This window comes from Sulfitobacter mediterraneus, assembly GCF_016801775.1.
Classification (GTDB): Bacteria; Pseudomonadota; Alphaproteobacteria; order Rhodobacterales; family Rhodobacteraceae; genus Sulfitobacter; species Sulfitobacter mediterraneus_A.
Genome location: NZ_CP069007.1, coordinates 37,798 through 57,737, shown reverse-complemented (window position 1 = coordinate 57,737; position 19,940 = coordinate 37,798). Strand labels below are relative to the sequence as shown.

The window sequence follows — 19,940 nt, the reverse complement described above, 5'->3', positions numbered from 1 at the left end:
CGCCATCCTGCTCATGTGGCAGGGCTCACAGGGCAAATTCCTGAAACAGGTATCCGCCCTCATAGACCTTGGTTGACCGATGCTTCAGATCTGGCGCCGCTGCGCCATCGCCAAACAGCGGCACACCCCCGCCCAACACGATCGGCGCACGCTTCAGGCGCAGCAGATCAATCGCCCCAAGCGCCAGCAACGCCCCGGCAAAGGCCCCGCCCCCACACAGATAAACCGGCCCGCCTGCGGTCGCTTTGAGATCATCCAGATGCGCTTTCAAATCCCCCTGCATCTGGGTCACGTCGCTTTGATCGGGCAGATCAATCTGCTTTGAGAACACATAGGTCTGCATATGGGGATAAGGGTTTTGCCCCGGCTCCAGACCAAAGCGATAGCCAAACTCATAGGTGCCCCGCCCCATGATTGCCGCGCCATAGGTTTGCAACCGCGCAGCGTAGTCTTCCACCACTTCTCCCTCTTGGGCAAAGCGGCTGATGTCCCCGTCAGGACCAGAAATATAACCGTCAACAGAGACGGCAACGTCATAAATAATGGGATGCATGGAATGCTCCGTGAATAAATACCAACTTGGCCGAATGGGCCGGTTCTTGCAGGTACTTACTTGATCACTGGCAGGGCACTCCTCTGTTGCGGTTTATATGGCAACACATGCGGGGGTTGTCAAATCCACTTCATTCCCCGTTGTGCATCACTTCCTGCCTGCGGTATGAACGCTCATGACCCGAACCGCCCCTGCCCCCAGCGAGACCGCCTATATCCTCGAAGATCAGGTGGGCTATCTGCTTCGACTGGCCAGCCAGCGGCACGCGGCGATCTTTCAAAAACACGCGGTGCAAAACCTCACGCCGACCCAGTTCACCACCTTGCTGCGTGTGGCCGAACAGGGGGATGTGTCGCAAAACCATCTGGGGCGTCTCGCCGCGATGGATGTGGCAACGATCAAAGGTGTGGTGGACCGGCTCAAGGCCAAGGGGCTGATGCAATCGCGCCCCGATCAGGTCGACAAACGCCGCTCCATCATCTCGCTGACGGAGAAGGGCGCGGATCTGATTGACGATCTCAAACAGACCGGCCTGATCATCACCGAAGACACCCTTGCCCCGCTCACCGCGCAGGAACGGCGCACGCTGGCCAACCTGTTGCGCAAGATCTCTTAGGCCGAAACGACCTCCGGCAATCTATCCGCCGGTGGCGTGTTGCGGCTGCGTTCGCTGCGCACCACACCGTCGATGATGGTCATGCCAACCCCCGGCAGATTACCCAGTTGCACCGATTCCAGCATATTCTTGCCCGGCGCATGTTGGGCCTGATCCAGCAGTACAAAATCGGCGCACATGCCGACCTCTATCAATCCGGTATCCAGTTTGCGTTGCCGTGATGTGTTGCCATTGCCAAAGCAGAAGGCCAGCTCCGCCGGCACATTCCCCAAGGAGGACAACATCGCAATCATCCGCAAAATGCCCAGCGGCTGCACCCCCGATCCCGCAGGACCGTCCGTGCCAAGGATCACCTGGTCCAGCTTGCCCAATTCCCGCGCCGTGTTCAGCGTCAGCAGCGCCGCGCGTTCATTGCCGTTGTGCACAATCTCAAGCGCCGCCTTGCAGCTTTCGCACAGGCAGATGATCTGATCATCCGGCAAGGCCGAATGCCCCCCGTTGATATGGCCCACAACATCCGTTCCGGTTTCCAGCACCATATCGGCATCAATCAACCCTGATCCGGGGATCGACGGCCCGCCCGTGTGGATCGTGCTTTGAATGCCGTATTTACGCGCCCAAGAGACCATCTGCTGCGCGGTCTTGCCATCCTTGACCGTGCCAAGACCCACCTCGCCCAACAGTTTGACCCCCGCATCGGCCAGATCCTTGAAATCTTCCTCGACCATGCCGTGTTCGATCACCGGCGCACCGGCATGCACCTTGACCCCGGAGGGGCGGAAATTCTCGTACCAGCGCTGTGAGGCAATCGCCATCGCCTTGAGGCCAACCACATCTTTGGGCCGTCCCGGCATATGCACCTCACCCGCTGAAATAAGCGTGGTCACACCGCCGTGCAGCGTGCTGTCGATCCAGTGCAGCTGTTGCTGGCGCGGGGTGTAATCCCCGACCACGGGGTGAATGTGGCTGTCGATCAAACCGGGGGCCAGCGTCACGCCATGGGCATCCACCGTCGTCGTGGCGCCCTCGCAATCAAGATCCTTTTCCTTGCCCCATGCGGAAATCTTGCCATCAACCGCAATCAGACAATCCCCGTCAAAGATCGGCTCTTCGAGTTTTCCCGACAGGATCTGCCCGATATTCCTGATCACCAACTTGTCCATGAACCGTCCTCCAACATGCGTTCTTATTGTTAGTATACGAATATTTCGCGGCTCGCCGTCAAGGGCGATTATCCCCTGCCCTGCCGAAATCAGACCCGTGTTGACAGCCGCTTTTTGCTTCGCTATTTCATTTGTATACAAATGATTATCGGAGCGTGAGAATGTCCCTAGATGCAACCGCCGCCCAAGGCGCGTTTCCGATCCCCGCAGGGGTCTTTGCCCAGACCGTCACATCCGTTCAGCATTACACCGACCGCCTGTTCAAATTCCGCATCACCCGCCCGGACAGCTTTCGCTTTCGCTCCGGCGAATTTGTGATGATCGGCCTGCCCAACGCCGAACGCCCGGTGTTCCGCGCCTATTCCATCGCCTCGCCCAGTTGGGATGAAGAGATCGAGTTCTACTCGATCAAAGTGCCGGGCGGACCGCTCACCGAACATCTGCAAAAGATCAAGGTGGGCGATTCAGTTTTGATGCGGCGCAAGCCCACAGGCACCCTGGTCAATGATGCCTTGCTTCCGGGCAAACGGCTCTGGATGTTTGCCACCGGCACCGGCATTGCGCCCTTCGCCAGCCTGATCCGCGACCCTGAAACTTACGAGAAATTCGACGAGGTGATCCTGACCCACACCTGCCGCGAGGTGGCCGAGCTGACCTATGGCAAGGAACTGGTCGCGGCGGTCAAGGACGACCCGCTGGTCGGTGAATTTGCCCAAGGGCTGCGCCACTATTGCACCACCACCCGCGAGGATTATCCCTTTATGGGCCGCATCACCGATCTTATGGCGTCTGGCAAGGTGTTTGACGATCTGGGCCTGCCGCCCATCGCACCCGCCACAGACCGCGGCATGATCTGCGGATCAATGGACATGTTGCGCGACACCAAGGCGGCGCTGGAAGGGTTTGGATTGGTCGAAGGGGCCAATAACCGCCCCGATACTTTTGTCGTCGAAAAGGCGTTTGTGGACTAGGGCCTTAACCCTAACCTTCAAAGGGGTTCTGAACAGACAGACCGCTGTGCCGAAAATCCCTTAGATTGCGGGTGGCGACCGCTGCGCCATGCGCCAGTGCAATGGCCGCAATCATCAGATCCTCCACCGCCATGTTCCACCCCGCCTGCCGTGCCCCGGCAGCTAACGGGCCATAGATCACCGCAGCACTTTCATCAAAGCTCAGCACCCTTCCGGCAAAATCTTCGGCAAACAGCCGGTCCGCCTGCCGCATCAATCCATCCCGCCTGCGCCCTTCTGGCAATCGGTGCAGACCATACCCGATCTCGCCCAGCGTGACCGTGCTCAAATACAAATCCGCCGGAGTTTGCCGCGCAAACCAGTCCCGCACGGCCGGGGCCGGTTCGGGGCGCATGATTTCCGAGATGATGTTGGTATCGAGCAGGATCATCCCGCAGGGCCGAAGTCAGGCGTATCTCGGGGCTGGCGCCGCTCTGGCAAATCCAGATCGCTCTCTACTCCGGCAAACCGCGCCCGCAACCGATCATAAAACGCCGCGCCATCCTCTTTGGGCTGCGCCGCGCCCGTGTGATTGCTGAGCAACGCCCGCACCTCGGCCTCCATCGACCGGCCATGCGCCGCCGCCTGCTCCCGTAGGGCCTGATGCACCTCCGGCGCGATATTGCGAATGGTCAGGGTCGGCATGCCAAGTCTCCTTCTTTTCGTTCCTTCACCATGTAAGCACTGCTAGCAATGCTGTCAATATTCAGCCAAAGCACGCCCCAACCGATCGAGCCCCTCCATAAGGTTCACGGCCGCGCCGCCACCAACCCCCAGCCGGATATGATTGGGTTGCTCATATGCACTGCCCGGCAGCAGGAATGTGCGATATGGCTCCGCCAACAGCCGCTTGGCAAAGGCATCACTGTCAACCCCTTCGGGCAGCCGCCCCAGCCCGATCAATCCCGCACGCGGTTTGATCCAGGACAGCCCGGATTGCGCCGAAACCCACGCGTCCATCTTGGCCAGATTGGCCGCACTTTCGCGCCGCGCCTTGTCCATCGCAGCGCCATAGCGATCCGGGCGCAGCGCGACTTCGGCAATCACCTCGCCCATGATGTTCATGATCTCGCTGGAATTCTCCCGCAGGATCACCGCATCCATCACCAACTCAGGATCGCGGCAGATCAACCAGCCCGTCCGCAGCCCCTGCAACCCCAAGGCCTTGCTCACCGATCCCGTAGTAATCCCGCGTTCATACATTCCCGCAATCGACGGCGCGCGACTGCCCTCCCATTCCAGCCCCGCATAGACCTCATCCACCAACAGCCACGCACCAACGCGCCCCGCGATCCGCGCCAATTCCGCCAGTTCATCCGCGTTCAGTAAATCGCCCGTGGGATTGTTTGGATTGGTGATGAAAATCATCTTGGTTTTGTCCGTCACCGCCTCCGCAACCCGGTCCAGCGGCAAATGCCAGCCATCTGCCTCCTGCCGATGTACCTTGACCACCTCGGCCCCGATCGCCTTGGCCAGCACCTCCGCCTGCGGCCAACCCGGCGTTTCGATCACGATCTCGTCCCCCGGCTGCAAAAGCTGCATCACCGCGAGATAATTCGCCTCCGCCGCACCCGCTGTGATCAACACATCCGCGGCCGAACAAAGCCCGCTCAACCCTGCCTGCGCCAGAACATGGTCCCGCAATTCGGGCAACCCGCGAAAATCCCGGTTGTTCCAATCCAACGGCAAGTCCGGATCAAGATCCGCAATGAACTCCCCCAGCTTGGGCGATTCCGCCAAGGAGAACCCGACAATCGCCTCCGGCTCCGCATCTGTTGTTTCCAACAGGTATTGAAACAGGGTGTGAATCTTGACTTTCATTGCGCCGCCTTTGCTTATGGCCCCAAGGGGGATCGCCACATGAAAAGCCAAGTCACGCTGAAGGGCAAACCGAAACGCCTCGCTGTGCTCGATTACGGGTTGTTCGAGGTCCATTCCGGCCCGCGCACCATCGGAATCTGCGGCTTTGTGGTGGAAACCGACGCTGGCGAAGTGGTGTTGATCGACACCGGCTTTCCCGAAAAATACGCCCACGATGCAGAGGCCGCCACCGCCGAGGACGAACTGGGCAGCTTTGGCCGCGTTCTGTCCGTGACCCCCGAAAACATGCCCGGCCCGCAACTGGCCAAACTGGGGCTGGCCAAATCCGATGTCACCCTGATGATCCAAAGTCATACCCACATCGACCACGTTGGCGATATGGCCGGTTTTCCCCATGCCCCGATCCTGATTTCCGCCGCCGAACGCGCCCTGCCCCGCCCGCTGTATTGGTCCGGAAAACAGATGATGGACTGGCCTGATCGCGACTATCATCTGGTGCGGTCGGATATGAATCTTGGCCCCGGATTTGAGGTCTTGCTCTGCCCCGGTCATGCCCCCGGCCAACTGGCCTTTATGGTGCAATTGCCGCAAACAGGCTGGGTTCTGCTCACCTCCGATGCAATCAGCCGCGCCTCCGAGATTGACGAGAAATTTGCCGGATCATGGGATGACGATCTGGCCATCCACCATGGCGACCGGCTGATGAAACTGGCATCAGAACGCGGCGCGCTGGTCATCTACGGCCACAGCCCCGAACAATGGCCAACCCTCAAAAAAGCGCCGGAATGGTTTGATTGAGGTGATTTTTCTCAGAAAATCTTGCAGAATTTTGAAAAAAATTCTGCAATTTCGGCAGCAGAAATCAACGCACATCGCGCCCCTGGTTCAGGATAATCACATTGCCGCTGGACACATCCCCCGCGGGCGAGATCAGAAACCCGACCCAAGCCGCAATTTCCGAAGGTTGCATCGCCCGTCCATGCGGCATTTGCGCAATCGCCTCTGCCAGCACGTCCTCGCTCACCACATTAAACAGCGGCGTTTCGGTCATCGCTGGCGCAATCGAATTGACCGCGATTTTATCCGTCGCGAACCGCCGCGCCAGATCTTTGGTCAAGGTATCCAAGGCCGCCTTGGAAGCACGATAATGCGGCGGATCGAAAGCATCGAAATTATACGCCCCGTTTGAGCTGATATTGACGATCTTGCGCACCCCGTCACGGCCTTCCATCAGCTTGATCGCCGCCTGGCAACAATGAAATGCACCCGAGAAGTTCAGCGCCATCTGCTTTTCGAATTCCGCCACGGGTATGTCCGGAAACTCCGACATGAAACAGGTGCCAGCGTTGTTCACCAGCGCATCAACACCCCCATGATCCGCTGCAATTTTTTCAAAAGCTGCCGAAATGGCGTCTGGGTCTGTCAGATCTGTTGCAATCCCTTCAAATCCCTCCTCCGCTTCCATCTCGGCCAGTGCAGCACCGTCCAGATCCAGCCCGATAACATGCATGCCATCCGCGATCAGCTTTGCAACAATCGCACGGCCCATGCCGCCCGCCGCACCGGTGACAACCGCAATCCTACCCATGATGATCCCCTTTTATGGTGGCCTTCTGCGCAATGGCAGGTTAGGCAGATTTAAATGTAAACGCATATAAATTTCGATGCAAGGAACGCCCATGCCCATCCGCCCTGCCCGCCGGATCACAGAAACCTCACCCAAAAACTTTGGCATGTTTGCCAAGGCCGTCCAGATGAAAGGTGATCTGATCCATCTCGAATTGGGCATGCCCGCAGAAGACACCCCCCAACACATCAAAGACGCCACCATCGCCGCGCTGCAGGCGGGTCATGTGCACTACTCCGACCTGCAAGGCATTCCCGAACTGCGCGACGCCATCGCGGAAAAATTGCGCCGCCAGAATGCCATGGATATCACCGCCGATGAGGTGATCGTGACCAATGGTCTGACACAGGCCTCCTTTGCCGCCTTTATGGCCTTTCTGGATGCGGGCGATGAGGCGCTTTTGCTCGCCCCCTATTATCCCCAGCATATCGGAAAGGCAGAGCTTGCAGGCGCCAAAGTCACCATCGCACCCTTGGATGCTGCAAACGGATTTGCCATCAATCGTACTTTGTTAGAGCCACATATCACCGCAGCGACCAAGGTGATTGCGCTGATCAACCCCTGCAATCCTACAGGCCGGGTCTATACCCGCGCTGAATTGCAAATCATCGCGGATCTCGCGCAGGAATACGATCTGCTGGTCCTTTCTGACGAGGTCTATGAAGAGATCACCTATGACAACGCCGCACATATTTCTATCGCTTCCCTACCCGGCATGAAGGAGCGGACAATCTCCATGTTTGCCTTCACGAAAGCCTATGCCATGGACGGCTGGCGTCTCGGTTATATCGCCGCAGATCAGTCTCTAATTGGGCCAATGATGAAAATCACCACCAACGAAGTGACCCATGTGAACACCTTTGTGCAGCACGGTGCTTTGGCCGCCCTCACAGGAGACCCCGCAATCTTGCAAGGCATGGTCGATCGCGACCGGGAACGCCGCGATCTGGTTGTCTCGCGGCTGAACCAAATGCCCGGCGTGACCTGCGCCCCGGTGGAGGGGACGATCTACGCCTTCCCCGACATCACCGCCACCGGCCTGACCTCACAAGACTGCGCCGACATGCTCTTGGCGGCAACCGGTGTGGTGGTCGAGGCAGGCAGCTTTTATGGTGATGCGGGCGAAGGGCATCTGCGGGTGTGCTTTGGTTGCGCCGACATGGATGTGCTGCGGGAGGCGATGGACCGGATGCAAAGGTTCTTCAACGATTTGCAGTAGATTCAGTCTCTAAACATATGTTTTGAGACGATCAAACAGACGATTGACGTGCTGGCCCTTGGTCACCGCGCCGGGTGATATCCGCAATATCCGGCCCCGGCAATCCACATGAACATCTGCGTCTCGCAATCCGTCGACCAAGGCAGCAGGGTCGGCTGTTTCTGGCAATTGCAACATCACGGAGCCGCCCCTTGCCGCCTCGTCCTTTGGCGTGGCCAGCGGCAACCCCATCTCTTCTGCATGATCCATAATCGACTTGGTCAGCTTTCGATTATGCGCCAAGAGCCCCCCCTGCCCTGCGTGCCATTTCAATGCAGGCACCGATCCCACACAGGCCAAAACCGAGGGCGTTCCATGTTCAAACCGCCGCGCATCGGGTGCATAGTCAAAAGCATCCAGATCCCATGAAAACGGATTGTCCTGCGAAAACCATCCGCGCAGCTCCGGCTTGACAGTCTTCAACAGATCTTCCCGCATCTGAATAATTCCCGCACCGGGCGTGCCGCACAGCCATTTGAGGGTGGTGGACAACACAAAATCAACCGGATGATCATCCAGCGAAAACGGTATGATCCCGATCCCCTGGGTCAGATCCAAGCCCACCAACGACCCCATCTGCCGGCCATGCGCCAACAGCGTGTCCAGATCACAGCGGTGCGAAGAAGTGGAGGTCACAAATGTCAGAAGCGCAAGACCGACATCCGGCCCCCATGCCGCAATCATATCCTCGTCACGGACCCAGAAATCCCCCTGCCGCACAGGGACAGTTTCAAGGCTGAAGCCCAACCGATCCTGCATCCCGTTCAGCAGAAAATGCAGCGACGGAAAACAATCTGCTGCAACCAACACCCGCTTGCCGCGCAGATACTCTGGTGGCAGGCCGCCCAGAACGGAAAACAGCCCTGTCGTCACATTCTCTGCACTGGTCAATGTGCCCTCCGGCGCATCAATCAGATCGCGCCAGAGGTCGATAAACTCTGCCCTTGCTGTCAGGACATTCGGCCATTGCTCATCGTCCAACGCGCCCCAAGTGTCTGAAAACGTGGTTAACGCCTTGGCCATCTCCGCCGCCTTGCCCGGATACTGGCCAATCGAATGGTAAAGGAAATAGGCCGGATCGCCCGATGTCTCTGTCATGATCAGTCTCTAAATTGGGTTGTTTTCGGCAAAGGTCTTAAAGAATGCCAGATAGGCCTTGTCGGGATCACGCGCTGGCGGTTTGCCCGCCGCCCATGCCCGCCATTCCCCCTCAACAAAGTAGATGTCATATCCGGGAAACCGCAGTTTGGCCGTCTCATAGGTCTCTGTCCTCAACGCCGCGCCCTTCGCATCCAGCCAGTCAGGCCGCGGCCGCATGGCTTCGGCCTTGGCTGTTGCACGTTCCTTGCGCCCCACCGAGGAAAACTGCAACTCGCGCTCCACCTCTGCCTCGCCGCCCGCATCCTTGCGCCACCAGCGCAGTTCAATATGCGTGACCCGCCGCCCGGTTTTGATCGGATCAACCTCAACGATATAGTCACTCAGCGCCGAAACCTCCTCCACCGCCGGATCAATCGCCCGCAGCTTCAGGTTCGACCAAGAGGTCAACTTGCCCTTGGGCACGCCCAGCACACCGCGCATATCTTCAAGACTGAATTTTTCCGAGGACCGCCAGCGCAGATTGCCACGTTTTTGCACCATCTCATAAAGCGTCAGCGCATATTTCGAGGACAGCGCAAACATCACCTCGCGCTGCAACCGCGCAAACACTGTGCTGTCCTTGATGATCCGCCGCAGCCGTTGCGGAATCTCATATTCGAGCAGCCCGTCCCGCCGCGTTGTTTCGACGTTCCCCCCCAGAAGCTGCACCCGTTCAATTGCCGGCTCGCCGTCCCGCATGACCTGCACTTTGACAATCGAGGCCATCAGCCGCTCAATCGACCCGCCCACCCGATCGTTGGAATTATGCGATCCACGCAGATCGGATTTGGAGATCACATGCGTTACCGGTTTTTCGATCGCGTCCCATGCGTTCTCAAGCAGCTGATTGTAAATCCGCCGGTCAGCCAAGGTCAGCGGCGTCACCTCGACCAGGTCCACCAGCTCGCCGGGTTTGACCAGCGTTTGCGCGTTTGGCCGCGCATCAACGGTTCGGTAAGCTTTGCTCATGCTTTATTGTCTTACCCAGTATTCTTACTTTTGTTGCTCGTTTCGCGTAAGCTATCATAGGGTTCTGGAGCGGTCTATCACCCAATTTGTAAGTCCTGACCGACGCCGATTCGCACCCAATGATTCGCAAACCCCTGTTCTATAGGCTTATCCTACCATGTTCTGTGGCTCTCAGATCAGCCACCCAAAACGTAAGGTTTAACCCTCAACCCATCCGTAAGGGGAATCGCCCCGATAGGTAAGGCTAGCCCTCCCAAAAGGTTTGCCGATCCGCCCCAAAAGGTAAGTGTTAGGCACTGATATGCTATAAAACAAAGGGCATTGGCAAGCCCGAACACAGAACACTAAGAATCCTGAACCATAGGGGTTTTTCAAATTCTGTTTAAAGGGTAAGATCAGCGCCGGTTAGGACCCATCGGGCGCGATTGATCCCATAGCTTACTTTTCGGGTGTTTCCTTCGCAAAAAGGCTATGCATTGCAGGCAAATGCCGAAATATCCAAAGAAAATGATCTGTGCCTCGGATTTCCGACTTTTTGCCTGGTTTTCGTGAAAATTCACACTTGAGCGCTCCAGAACAACAGTCCATGATTCGCAGAGCAAATAAATGAGGCCCCGATGCAGCAGCCCGTCCTTCCCCCCGTCACCCTAACCGAATTGGCCAATCTCAGCGATCGCGCCAGCACCGTGATTGAACGCCTGCGGGAACGTGTTTTTGCGCCCGGCGCGTCCAAGTCGCTTGATTTGCGGTTTAATGTCCGCCGCGCCGCCGAAATGGTGGGACGCAGCGACAAGTTGATCCGCGATGCCGAGGCCGATGGCCGTCTACCGCCGCCCGACAAAGATCCCGAAACCGGCCGGCGCAGCGGCTACAGTCTTGCGCAGGTCAATACCATGCGGGATGTCTTTGGCACCCTGCCCCATCGGCAACCCGATGACCCGGCGATGGTTCTGGCGATCCAGAACTTCAAAGGTGGTGTCGGGAAATCAACGATGGTCTGTCATCTGGCGCAATATCTGGCCCTCAAGGGCTATCGTGTTTGTGTGATCGACTGTGACAGCCAGGCCAGCACCACCTCCATGTTCGGTTTGAATCCGGATGTTGATGTGGATGAGGACGACGATACCCTTTACCCGTTTTTCCGCCATGGTGGGCCAGCCAGCTTGCATTATGCGCTGCGTGCCACCTATTGGCCCGGAATTGCGCTGATCCCCGCAAACCTCGGGCTTTATGATGCGGAATATGAATTTGCCGCGCGAATGGCGCGGGACAGTACATTTGTGCTCGACCGGCTGCGCAACGGAATTGAGAGCATAAAGGACAATTTTGATGTGATCCTGCTCGACCCGCCCCCTGCCCTGGGCATGCTGTCGCTGTCCGTGTTGCGGGCCGCCAATGCACTGGTGATCCCAGCCCCGCCGAACAACATCGATTTTGGCTCCACCGCGCATTTTCTCAAGATGATGGGCGCTACTCTGGAAGAGCTGGCCCGCGCTGGCGGTGCGCGTGATTATTCTTTTGTTAAAATTCTAGCGACAAAGATGAACGATGGGAAATCGGCACATCAAGCGATCAAACGCATGATGGAGGCGGTGTTTCCCATGGATATGATGAGTGCCGTTTTGAAAGATTCTGCTGAAATCGACAATGCAGCGGCCAATCTTTCAACGGTGTACGAGCTGACCGGTCCTGGTGTGCGGACCGAAACGCACAAACGCTGCCGGGCCTATCTGGATGCGGTCAACGCCGAGATCGAGCTTCTGATCCGCAAGACCTGGCCCAGCCATCACAGCGCCCTGCGCAAGGAAGGTTTGCTATGAGTAAGAAACACGATGCCATTTTTAACGATGTCTTGAGCGGGCTCGACACCCCTGCCCCATCTGCCGAACGCGCGGGGGCGCGGTTCCTCAAGCGGTCCACCTCCATTGGGGAACGCATGTCAGGCGAAATGCAGGAGAAGACACTTTACCAAGTGGATCCTGCCCGCTGCCGTATGTGGGAACGACACAACCGTGATTATGCGCTTCTGACAGAGGACAACTGCCGCGATCTGATCGACGGGATCAAGGCGCAAGGTCAGCAGGAGTTTCCCGCGATTGTCCGGCGTCTGTCGGGGGAAGAGCACGAATTTGAGGTGATCTGCGGTGCGCGGCGACACTTTGCCGTCAGCTGGTTGCGGGCGCACAATTACCCGCAATTCCGCTATCTGGTTGAAGTGCGCGACCTTACGGACGAAGAGGCCTTTCGTCTGGCCGATATCGAGAACAGAGATCGCGAAGACATCTCCGATTATGAACGGGCTGTCGATTATGCCGAGGCGATCCGCCTCTATTATGATGGATCGCAAAAGGCGATGGCAGAGCGGCTGGAGGTGAGCCCGCCATGGCTTTCCCGGTATCTGGTTCTGGCCAAAATGCCCGAAGAGGTTCTTGATGCTTTCGCAAGCAAGCGCGACATCAAGGAGCGTCATGCGCGTGCGCTCAAACCATTGCTGAGCGTGCCTGAACAGGCCGCGGGCGTTCTGGAAGAGGCGATGCATCTCGCGGGCGTACAGAAACGCGCGGCGAAGGGGCAGGGCGGTTATGTCGAGGCTGCGGATGTTTTCAAACGTTTGGTTGCAGCCGGAAACCCCAAGCCTAAAACGCCAAAAGCAAAGACCGGAAAACTATACCGCCGTTCGCCGGGGGAGCGGGGGATCATGGTCAAGAAACGCGGAAACCAGGTCCAGATGGAGTTTGATGCATCGCTTTCCGACGCCTCCTTGATGGGTGCCTTCGAAAATTACTTGAAGGCGCGCAAAGGCTGAGTTGCCCATGGGCAAGATTTGGAAAGTCGTTATTTATCAATGAGATAAGAGCTTAAGGGGGAGGGGCATCAGCCTCTCCCTTTTTTCATGCTTTGGCTTGAATTGACAAAGTGAAATAGGTCTAAAGGTTTGATAAGGCTCGAGAAGTACAAAATTGCCCATGGGCAATCAGGTCCAGTTCTGATGAGGGTCCGGCAAGGGGATCGCATCCAGCAACTCGCGTGTATACTCGGCTTTCGGAGCGTCAAAAAGCGCGGCTGTCTCCGAATCCTCAACGACTTCGCCGTGGTGCAGAACCAGTATTCGGTCACACAGGCGGCGGATCACGGAAAGATCATGGCTGATAAATCCCAGCGTCAGGCCCAGTTCCTTGACCAGTTCTTCAAGCAAGTTCAGCACCTGCGCCTGGGACGACACATCAAGCCCCGACACGATCTCATCCGCAAGGATGAAGTCAGGACGCAGGGCAATGGCGCGCGCGATACCAACCCGTTGCCGTTGGCCTCCCGACAGTTCATGCGGAAATCTCTGGGCGAAATGCCGCGGCAAACCAACCATATCCAGCGCCTCCGCCACCCGTGCGGGTGCATCTTCGAACCCGTGCAAGCGCAGGGGGCCAGCGATGATGCCGCCCACACGTCGGCGCGGGTTCAAGGAAGACATTGGATCTTGGAAAATCATCTGAAAGCGCCTGCGCATCCCTCTCAGGCCATCTTCGGGCATATGGGTAATATCCTGCCCATCGAACAATATCTGCCCGGTGTCGGGCTCCAGAAGCCGTAGCATCGCACGGCCGAGCGTCGATTTGCCGGACCCGGACCCGCCGACGATGCCCAACACCGCGCCCTTGTGCAGGTCAAAGCTGACGCCTTTGAGCACCTCAATGCGAGGCGCGGCGCCAAAAAGCGGTTTGTGAGCCATATCGGGGAAAGACAGCCGGAGATCCTTGACCTGATACATCATCCGCCGGCCCTTATGTCATGTTGGCGCACTTCGGTTTCCACGTCTTCTATCACTGTCGCCGGAACAGGTGTCAGGCTTCCCGTGGGATTAGTGTATGTCGGTGTCGCGGCAAGCAATGCGGCGGAATAGGGGTGAACCGGCCGCATGAAAAAGCGGTGCATCCCTGCGTCCTCCACAACCTTGCCAGCATAGAGCACCGACAGTGTATCGCAGACTTTGGACACCACACCGAGGTCATGGGTCACAAACAGAAGCGCGGTGCCGTGACGCGCCTGCATATCGGCGATCAGGCGCAGGATTTGCTTTTGTACAGTCACATCCAGGGCCGTTGTCGGTTCGTCTGCAATGATCAGCTTGGGTTCGGCAGCAAAGGCGGAGGCGATTAGAATACGCTGACGCATACCGCCGGACAGCTCATGCGGATAGCTGCGCATCACGCGGGCCGGATCGGGAATATGCACCTCTGCCAATAGCTCCAACGCGCGTGCCTCGGCGACGGCTTTGCGCCAACCCAGAATATCGACCAGACGTCGTGTGATTTGCGGCCCAATGCGCCGGGATGGGTTCAAGGCGGTAAGCGGATCTTGCGGGATCAAGGCGGCGGTGCTGCCGATGCGCTTGCGCCGCTCTTGCGCGGGGAGGGTCAACAGATCGACGCCGTCCAACCAGATCTCGCCCGATTGGATGCGCAGGGCGCGGGGCAGGGTGCCCAGAACCGCCTTGCCGATCATGGACTTACCGGCACCGGATTCCCCCACCAGCCCATGCACCTGACCGGCGGACACATCCAGGGACACCGATCGCAGGATTGGCGCCCCATGTTTGAGGGTGACACACAGATTGCGAATGGAGAGATACGGCTTCATCGCAGCACCGGATCAAAGCGGTCCTTGAGCCCTTCGCCCAGTTGGCTGAAGCTGAGGACCGTCAGGAAAAGCGTGATGAGTGGGAAAACCAGCACCCACCAAGCCTGATGCACCGATGTGCGCCCCTCGGAGATCATGCCGCCCCATGTCGGGCTATCGGTAGAGATTGAAAGGTTCACAAAGCTGAGAATCGCCTCCACGATGACGGCAATCCCCATCTCAAGAGTTAACAGGGCGACCATGGTCGGCAGGACATTGGGCAGAATTTCGGTGATCATCGTGCCGAATTTTCCACGCCCGGCAACTTGCGCAGAGGCGACATAATCCATCACCCCCTGGCTCATTGCCTCGGCGCGGATCACACGGGCAAAACGGGTCCAGTCGATCACGACGATGGCGATGATGATCGACATCAACCCCGGCCCCAGAACCGCAATCAGCAAAATAGCAAAGAGGACGGGTGGAAAGGCCATCCAGATATCGACAAAGCGGCTGATGATCCGATCCGGCCAGCCACGGTAATAGCCGGCGATGAGGCCAAGTGTGCCGCCAACAAGACAGGTCAATGTTCCCGCGACAAGCGCCACGATCAGAGCCAAACGCGCACCATAGACTATTCGCGACAGCACATCGCGGCCCAGTGAGTCCGAGCCAAGCCAGTATCCGGGTTCTGCCTTGGCATCCCAGAAGGGTGGCAGGCGGGATGTGAACAGATCTTGTGCCAGCGGGTCTTGAGGCGCGATGAGCGGCGCAAAGATCGCGGCCAGCGCCAAAAGGGTTAGCCATCCCCCCGAAAGCCACAGACGCAGTCCGATGGGCCGCTTTATGTCTCCTCGTGCGTCACGCATGGCGCAGGCGGGGGTTCAGAACGACGTAGAGCATATCAACGGCCAGATTTACGAGGGTAAAGAGCAGGGCAAACAGGATCACGATGCCCTGAATGAGCGGCAGATCGCGGTTGATCACGGCGTCGATGGCCATGTTTCCCAATCCTTCATAAGAAAACAGCCGTTCGATGATCACCGTGCCTCCTATCAGAAAGGTAAATTGCACCCCGACAAGAGTTAACGTGGGCAGGATCGCATTTGGCAGGGCTTCGCGGGTGATAACGTGATGTTCGCTGTAGCCTTTGGTGCGGGCGAGGGTCACGTAATCCAGATGCATGGTCTCCTTTAGAGACTGTTTTAAAAGCTGTGCAATGATTGCGGCCAAGGGGATGGCCAGGGCAAGGGCAGGCATGAACATATGGCTCAGCAGGTCGAGCCAGACATCAAACCGCAAGCGAAACAGGGATTCGAAAACATAAAAATTCGTCGTGAAATCAATGTTGAGCGAAGGAGAGATCCGTCCGGAGATGTGGAAAACCGGCCAAAGCACCCCAAAAAGTAAGATTAACACCAAACCCCAGAGGAAATCCGGCACCGACAGGGCCATGCCCGCGCTGACGTCAATGGCGCCTTCTGTCTTGGTGTCTCGATAGCGGGTGCCGGTGAGGGCCATTGTGCCACCGATCACCACCGCGATCACCAAGGCAAAGATCGACAGTTCAAGCGTGGCGGGCAGGCGGCCCAGAACCAGCATCGAGACCGGTTGGCGCAGGGAGATCGAGGTGCCGAAATCGCCCTGCATCACACCGCCAAGCCAGATGAGGAACTGTTCGAATATGGATTTGTCGAAACCATATTGCGCCTGAAGCCGTGCGATATCGGCATCGGTGGCACCGGGCGGCAGCATCATGGCGATGGGGTTGCCGGGCACCACGCGGATAACAACAAAAACGATCACCGCCACACCAAACAGCGTGATTGCGGTGGTCAATATCCGCAAAAGGATGAGGCGCAGGAGTGTCATGAAGGTCCGTTCGAAAAAGGACGGGGCCAGTTTGCACCAGCCCCGCCAGTTCCAGGGTGGTTCTTATGCGCGGGTCATCAGGTGCGGCAGCAACGCGCCAGAACGGTGCGGTGTGACCTTGACGGCAGAGCTGTGCAGGATCGGTTGCACATATTGCAGCAGCGGGATGACTTCGGCGTTTTCGGCGATGCGTTTGTCGACGGCTTTCCAGCCCTCGATCCGCTTGGCCTCATCCGCCTCGCCCCAAAGCGGCAGGATCGCGTTAAACGTTTCCTCACCGTCCCAGACCGAATGCGGCGAGGGGCCGAACATCGCAAAGCCGGTCGAGGTGGTCGGATCGCCCACGGAATTGCCCCAGTTGTAGAAGGCGGCCGGGGCCAGTTGATCTGCGGCGCGCAGCTCGAAGTGTTTGGCGATCTCGTAAACCTCGATCTCTGCTTCGATGCCGACCCGGCGCCAGAGGCCCACGATGGCTTGCACCATCTCGTAATCCTTGGGTTTGAAGCCCTTGGTGGTCTGGATCTTGAACTTGACCGGATTGTCAGGACCATAGCCGGAAGCGGCCAGCAGTTCCTTGGATTTTTCCGGATCGTAAGGCACCTTGATGCTGTCGTCATAGGCGACGTAATCGGGGGTTTGCAGCGTGTCGATGGGCACGCCGTAGCCCGAGAGAAGCCGTTCGATGATCAATGATTTGTCGATGGCATGGGCGGCGGCCTTGCGCACGTTGGGGTCTGTCATCACCTCAATATCATTGAGGAAAATCATCCCGATATCGGAAATGGGCGCGGCCACGCCTTCAATGCCGTCTTTGGCTTTGAGGCGGTCGAATTCTTCATAAGGGACTTCGAGCGTGACATGGCTGTTGCCCGATTCCACCTCTGCCACACGGCTGGCGGCGTCGGTCACAAACTTGATCGTCACCGTCTTGAACTCCGGCGCACCGCCCCAGTAATTCTCGTTGGCCTTCAAGCGGACAAAGGCGTTGCGCTCGAATTTTTCGACCATATAGGGACCGGAGCCGATGGGGGCCGCTTCGAAGCCTTCCGCGCCGACCTCTTCGTAGTATTTCTTTGGCATGACATAGCCGGTGAGGAAGGACATCCACTTAAAGAACGTCGGTTCATATTCGGGCATGTCGGCGGTCACGCGGTTGCCGTCTGTCTGGATATTGTTGACCTTGCCCCAGATGAACTGGATCGGGTTGCCGCTGTCAGGATTGCCCGCGCGGGTCAGGGACCAGGCCACATCTTCGGCGGTCAATGGATCGCCATTGTGCCAGGTGACGCCCTCGCGCACATCCATCCAGATCGCGCTGCGGTCGTCGTTCCATCCGTAGTCCGTGATGATGCCTGAACCAAAGCTGAGGTCAGTGTTCTGCGGGATGAAGAGGTCAAAAACCGATTGGTAGAACCCTTGAATGGTCGGGTTTACCGCAGATAGGCCGACGGTCGGATCCCAACTGGGCAGGTTGACGTTGTAGGCGATGACCAATTCGTCAATCGCTTGGGCAAAACTGGGCAGGCCGACGACGGCAAATGTCGCGGCTGCGGCTGAGGACTTGAGCAGGCTTCTTCTTGAAAGTGTCATTCTGGATCTCCCTGATCGTTGATTTTGTTGGTTCTTTGCTATTTTCCGACAAGTTTTTTGGCCAACAGGGTGCCGGGCCCCGCGCCTGTTCCGCCACCGGGCCAAACGGCGGCCCCGGTGTGATAAAGATGTTTGATCGGCGTGCTGCCGTCGGCATAGCCGCGGGCGGGCCGGTTCATGAAATGTTGGTGCAGATGGTGGCTGCCGCAGACCTGATCACCGCCGATTAGATTGGGATTGTCGGCCTGCAACATGTCCGGTGTGACGATATGCTGGCCAAGGATCTTGTCCCGTGTGCCGGGGGCGTAACGTTCAACAATATCAAGGGCCCGTTCGGCAAAGGGCGTCGCGGCATCCTGCCAATTTGTGTCAGGAATGGTGCCAGCGGCATCACCTTTGATTTCGCCCGGCGCCATGCGCACTTGCAACCACAATACATGTTTGCCCGCAGGGGCGCGCGAGGGATCAACCACGGTGGGTTGTCCGCAAACGATAACGGGCTCATCGGGCAGCAATCCGGCCTTGGCCTGCGCATAGGTGCGGGCCATCTGATCCATCGACGGGGCCAGATGCACATAGGCGAAACGTTTGAGTTCCGGCGCGGACCAATCGGGCAGGGCGTCCATCGCCAGATGGATCATCATCGTGCCGGGAGCGTGTTGAAATCCGGTCATTGCGGTCTCGTGACGCGCATCGCCGGTGCCGCCGGTCAGCTTCATCAAGGCTGAGGGCGCGACATTGGCAATCACGGCCTTGGAGGCGCCAATGAAACGGCCATCAGCCAGCGTAATACCCGTGGCGCGACCGCCGGCCTGTTCGATCGCTGTCACCTCGGCGTTGCAATGCACCTTGCCGCCACGTGCCTCGATCATCTTGATCATGGCCTTGGTCATCGTGTCTGCGCCGCCCTGGCCCAGAACCATGCCAAATGCCTGACCTGCCATCGCTTCGAGATAGGGAAAAACCGCGCCGCCCGCGATATCGGGCGCGAAATCGAGGTGCATGCCCCAGGCGGCAAGGGTCGCTTTGACGTGGTCACTTTCAAAGGTCTGATCAAGCCATGCGCGGGGCGACATCAACATGAAACGGGCCAGATCAAGCGTGCCGCCGCCGCCGCGCTTGCGCCATGTCTTCCACCCTAAGGATGAAAATGCACGTAAATTCATCGGGCTGCCCAACACGGCAAAAACCGAATCTGCCATGTCCGGAAAACCGTCTGTCAGATCTTGCCAGGCCTGTGCGTCGGCATCGGAAAAACCACGCACGCGAGCCTTGGTGATCGCGGGGTCATTGGAGATACCAAGCCAGCGCCCGTCTGGGAACACGCTGGCAAAGGGATTGCCGGTGGGCGCGAAAGCCAGCCCATGTTTGGACAGTTCCTCTGCATGCTCTGTGTGAAAGGCCGATCCGGCAAAAAGCGACAGGTTCATCGCGGCCCAATCGTGGCGGAACCCCGGCAGGGTATAAGCGCCTGTTTTGACCGCGCCGCCGGGTTCGGGCGCTTGTTCAAAGATCTCAACGGACCAACCGCGCGCTGCCAAATGGCACGCACAGGCAAGGCTGTTGTGCCCTGCGCCGATGAATATCGCGTCCGGTTCCATGGTCATTTCTGACGATCCTCCCGAACAAGATAATTGCAAATGCATGTAAACTTGTCTAGCATTGATTCATCCAAACCTGCGTGGCCAACACGCGACAAACATTGCG

General features: G+C 58.0%; 20 protein-coding genes. 6 read left to right on the top strand and 14 right to left on the bottom strand.

Annotation, left to right across the window (positions count from 1 at the left end; genetic code table 11):
* Positions 1-25 precede the first annotated feature (25 nt).
* On the bottom strand, positions 26-553 hold the full coding sequence (locus JNX03_RS20275) for a dihydrofolate reductase family protein (protein ID WP_203212477.1): 528 nt from the start codon (positions 551-553) through the stop codon (positions 26-28).
* 175 nt (positions 554-728) lie between these two features.
* Between JNX03_RS20275 and JNX03_RS20270 the strand changes: the two genes are divergently transcribed.
* Positions 729-1,169, top strand: coding sequence for a MarR family winged helix-turn-helix transcriptional regulator (locus JNX03_RS20270; RefSeq protein ID WP_203212476.1), 441 nt, complete (start codon positions 729-731; stop codon positions 1,167-1,169).
* Here the strand turns inward: JNX03_RS20270 and JNX03_RS20265 are convergent.
* Positions 1,166-2,332 (bottom strand): amidohydrolase family protein, encoded by a 1,167-nt coding sequence (locus tag JNX03_RS20265; RefSeq protein WP_203212475.1) that lies wholly within the window; start codon positions 2,330-2,332, stop codon positions 1,166-1,168. The two genes, JNX03_RS20270 and JNX03_RS20265, sit on opposite strands and share 4 nt — an antisense overlap.
* 161 nt (positions 2,333-2,493) lie before the next feature.
* Between JNX03_RS20265 and JNX03_RS20260 the strand changes: the two genes are divergently transcribed.
* Positions 2,494-3,303, top strand: a complete 810-nt coding sequence (locus JNX03_RS20260) for a ferredoxin--NADP reductase (RefSeq protein WP_203212474.1) — start codon at positions 2,494-2,496, stop codon at positions 3,301-3,303.
* A 10-nt stretch (positions 3,304-3,313) separates the two neighbouring features.
* Here JNX03_RS20260 and JNX03_RS20255 read toward each other — a convergent pair whose 3' ends face one another.
* From JNX03_RS20255 to JNX03_RS20245, 3 genes are read right to left on the bottom strand one after another with little or no spacing between them, the layout of a single operon-like run.
* Positions 3,314-3,733, bottom strand: a complete 420-nt coding sequence (locus JNX03_RS20255; protein WP_203212473.1) for a type II toxin-antitoxin system VapC family toxin — start codon at positions 3,731-3,733, stop codon at positions 3,314-3,316.
* On the bottom strand, positions 3,730-3,987 hold the full coding sequence (locus tag JNX03_RS20250; protein ID WP_203212472.1) for a FitA-like ribbon-helix-helix domain-containing protein: 258 nt from the start codon (positions 3,985-3,987) through the stop codon (positions 3,730-3,732). The genes JNX03_RS20255 and JNX03_RS20250 overlap by 4 nt, the downstream gene beginning before the upstream one ends.
* A gap of 54 nt (positions 3,988-4,041) precedes the next feature.
* Entirely contained in the window at positions 4,042-5,163 is a 1,122-nt protein-coding gene (locus JNX03_RS20245; protein ID WP_203212471.1) for an aminotransferase class I/II-fold pyridoxal phosphate-dependent enzyme, read from the bottom strand.
* A 39-nt stretch (positions 5,164-5,202) separates the two neighbouring features.
* On the opposite strand from JNX03_RS20245, the gene JNX03_RS20240 reads away from it, so the two are divergent.
* A complete protein-coding gene (locus tag JNX03_RS20240) occupies positions 5,203-5,961 on the top strand; it encodes an MBL fold metallo-hydrolase (RefSeq protein WP_203212470.1) in 759 nt (252 codons plus the stop codon).
* A gap of 64 nt (positions 5,962-6,025) precedes the next feature.
* Here the strand turns inward: JNX03_RS20240 and JNX03_RS20235 are convergent, their stop codons facing one another.
* Complete coding sequence (locus JNX03_RS20235) at positions 6,026-6,751, bottom strand: SDR family NAD(P)-dependent oxidoreductase (protein ID WP_203212469.1); 726 nt, start codon at positions 6,749-6,751, stop codon at positions 6,026-6,028.
* Positions 6,752-6,842: 91 nt separating this feature from the next.
* Here JNX03_RS20235 and JNX03_RS20230 point away from each other — a divergent pair, with 91 nt between their 5' ends.
* A complete protein-coding gene (locus tag JNX03_RS20230; protein ID WP_203212468.1) occupies positions 6,843-8,009 on the top strand; it encodes a pyridoxal phosphate-dependent aminotransferase in 1,167 nt (388 codons plus the stop codon).
* A gap of 9 nt (positions 8,010-8,018) precedes the next feature.
* Here JNX03_RS20230 and JNX03_RS20225 read toward each other — a convergent pair whose 3' ends face one another.
* The gene (locus JNX03_RS20225; RefSeq protein WP_203212467.1) at positions 8,019-9,146 is read right to left on the bottom strand and encodes an aminotransferase class V-fold PLP-dependent enzyme; all 1,128 of its coding nucleotides are present in this window, start codon (positions 9,144-9,146) and stop codon (positions 8,019-8,021) included.
* 9 nt (positions 9,147-9,155) lie between these two features.
* Positions 9,156-10,157, bottom strand: a complete 1,002-nt coding sequence (locus tag JNX03_RS20220; protein WP_025048587.1) for a replication initiation protein — start codon at positions 10,155-10,157, stop codon at positions 9,156-9,158.
* A 617-nt stretch (positions 10,158-10,774) separates the two neighbouring features.
* Here JNX03_RS20220 and JNX03_RS20215 point away from each other — a divergent pair.
* Positions 10,775-11,977: an AAA family ATPase gene (locus JNX03_RS20215; protein WP_203212548.1), complete on the top strand. Its 1,203-nt coding sequence runs from the start codon at positions 10,775-10,777 to the stop codon at positions 11,975-11,977.
* Positions 11,974-12,963, top strand: a complete 990-nt coding sequence (locus tag JNX03_RS20210; protein WP_203212547.1) for a ParB/RepB/Spo0J family partition protein — start codon at positions 11,974-11,976, stop codon at positions 12,961-12,963. The genes JNX03_RS20215 and JNX03_RS20210 overlap by 4 nt, the downstream gene beginning before the upstream one ends.
* 168 nt (positions 12,964-13,131) lie before the next feature.
* Here JNX03_RS20210 and JNX03_RS20205 read toward each other — a convergent pair whose 3' ends face one another.
* The 6 genes from JNX03_RS20205 to JNX03_RS20180 form a co-directional block, all read right to left on the bottom strand.
* Positions 13,132-13,923 carry an ABC transporter ATP-binding protein gene (locus JNX03_RS20205; protein ID WP_203212556.1) on the bottom strand — a complete coding sequence of 264 codons (792 nt, stop codon included), beginning with the start codon at positions 13,921-13,923 and terminating at the stop codon, positions 13,132-13,134.
* On the bottom strand, positions 13,923-14,792 hold the full coding sequence (locus tag JNX03_RS20200; protein ID WP_203212546.1) for an ABC transporter ATP-binding protein: 870 nt from the start codon (positions 14,790-14,792) through the stop codon (positions 13,923-13,925). The genes JNX03_RS20205 and JNX03_RS20200 overlap by 1 nt, the downstream gene beginning before the upstream one ends.
* Positions 14,789-15,640 carry an ABC transporter permease gene (locus JNX03_RS20195; RefSeq protein ID WP_203212545.1) on the bottom strand — a complete coding sequence of 284 codons (852 nt, stop codon included), beginning with the start codon at positions 15,638-15,640 and terminating at the stop codon, positions 14,789-14,791. The genes JNX03_RS20200 and JNX03_RS20195 overlap by 4 nt, the downstream gene beginning before the upstream one ends.
* Positions 15,633-16,643 carry an ABC transporter permease gene (locus JNX03_RS20190; RefSeq protein WP_203212544.1) on the bottom strand — a complete coding sequence of 337 codons (1,011 nt, stop codon included), beginning with the start codon at positions 16,641-16,643 and terminating at the stop codon, positions 15,633-15,635. The genes JNX03_RS20195 and JNX03_RS20190 overlap by 8 nt, the downstream gene beginning before the upstream one ends.
* A gap of 63 nt (positions 16,644-16,706) precedes the next feature.
* Positions 16,707-18,233, bottom strand: coding sequence for an ABC transporter substrate-binding protein (locus JNX03_RS20185; protein ID WP_203212543.1), 1,527 nt, complete (start codon positions 18,231-18,233; stop codon positions 16,707-16,709).
* A gap of 38 nt (positions 18,234-18,271) precedes the next feature.
* Positions 18,272-19,840 carry a phytoene desaturase family protein gene (locus JNX03_RS20180; RefSeq protein WP_203212542.1) on the bottom strand — a complete coding sequence of 523 codons (1,569 nt, stop codon included), beginning with the start codon at positions 19,838-19,840 and terminating at the stop codon, positions 18,272-18,274.
* Positions 19,841-19,940 lie beyond the last annotated feature (100 nt).

Bases quoted from the DNA above. Each gene is read 5' to 3' on its own strand.
- JNX03_RS20275 (WP_203212477.1), bottom strand. From the start codon at position 553: ATGCATCCCATTATTTATGACGTTGCCGTCTCTGTTGACGGTTATATT.
- JNX03_RS20270 (WP_203212476.1), top strand. From the start codon at position 729: ATGACCCGAACCGCCCCTGCCCCCAGCGAGACCGCCTATATCCTCGAA.
- JNX03_RS20265 (WP_203212475.1), bottom strand. From the start codon at position 2,332: ATGGACAAGTTGGTGATCAGGAATATCGGGCAGATCCTGTCGGGAAAA.
- JNX03_RS20260 (WP_203212474.1), top strand. From the start codon at position 2,494: ATGTCCCTAGATGCAACCGCCGCCCAAGGCGCGTTTCCGATCCCCGCA.
- JNX03_RS20255 (WP_203212473.1), bottom strand. From the start codon at position 3,733: ATGATCCTGCTCGATACCAACATCATCTCGGAAATCATGCGCCCCGAA.
- JNX03_RS20250 (WP_203212472.1), bottom strand. From the start codon at position 3,987: ATGCCGACCCTGACCATTCGCAATATCGCGCCGGAGGTGCATCAGGCC.
- JNX03_RS20245 (WP_203212471.1), bottom strand. From the start codon at position 5,163: ATGAAAGTCAAGATTCACACCCTGTTTCAATACCTGTTGGAAACAACA.
- JNX03_RS20240 (WP_203212470.1), top strand. From the start codon at position 5,203: ATGAAAAGCCAAGTCACGCTGAAGGGCAAACCGAAACGCCTCGCTGTG.
- JNX03_RS20235 (WP_203212469.1), bottom strand. From the start codon at position 6,751: ATGGGTAGGATTGCGGTTGTCACCGGTGCGGCGGGCGGCATGGGCCGT.
- JNX03_RS20230 (WP_203212468.1), top strand. From the start codon at position 6,843: ATGCCCATCCGCCCTGCCCGCCGGATCACAGAAACCTCACCCAAAAAC.
- JNX03_RS20225 (WP_203212467.1), bottom strand. From the start codon at position 9,146: ATGACAGAGACATCGGGCGATCCGGCCTATTTCCTTTACCATTCGATT.
- JNX03_RS20220 (WP_025048587.1), bottom strand. From the start codon at position 10,157: ATGAGCAAAGCTTACCGAACCGTTGATGCGCGGCCAAACGCGCAAACG.
- JNX03_RS20215 (WP_203212548.1), top strand. From the start codon at position 10,775: ATGCAGCAGCCCGTCCTTCCCCCCGTCACCCTAACCGAATTGGCCAAT.
- JNX03_RS20210 (WP_203212547.1), top strand. From the start codon at position 11,974: ATGAGTAAGAAACACGATGCCATTTTTAACGATGTCTTGAGCGGGCTC.
- JNX03_RS20205 (WP_203212556.1), bottom strand. From the start codon at position 13,923: ATGTATCAGGTCAAGGATCTCCGGCTGTCTTTCCCCGATATGGCTCAC.
- JNX03_RS20200 (WP_203212546.1), bottom strand. From the start codon at position 14,792: ATGAAGCCGTATCTCTCCATTCGCAATCTGTGTGTCACCCTCAAACAT.
- JNX03_RS20195 (WP_203212545.1), bottom strand. From the start codon at position 15,640: ATGCGTGACGCACGAGGAGACATAAAGCGGCCCATCGGACTGCGTCTG.
- JNX03_RS20190 (WP_203212544.1), bottom strand. From the start codon at position 16,643: ATGACACTCCTGCGCCTCATCCTTTTGCGGATATTGACCACCGCAATC.
- JNX03_RS20185 (WP_203212543.1), bottom strand. From the start codon at position 18,233: ATGACACTTTCAAGAAGAAGCCTGCTCAAGTCCTCAGCCGCAGCCGCG.
- JNX03_RS20180 (WP_203212542.1), bottom strand. From the start codon at position 19,840: ATGACCATGGAACCGGACGCGATATTCATCGGCGCAGGGCACAACAGC.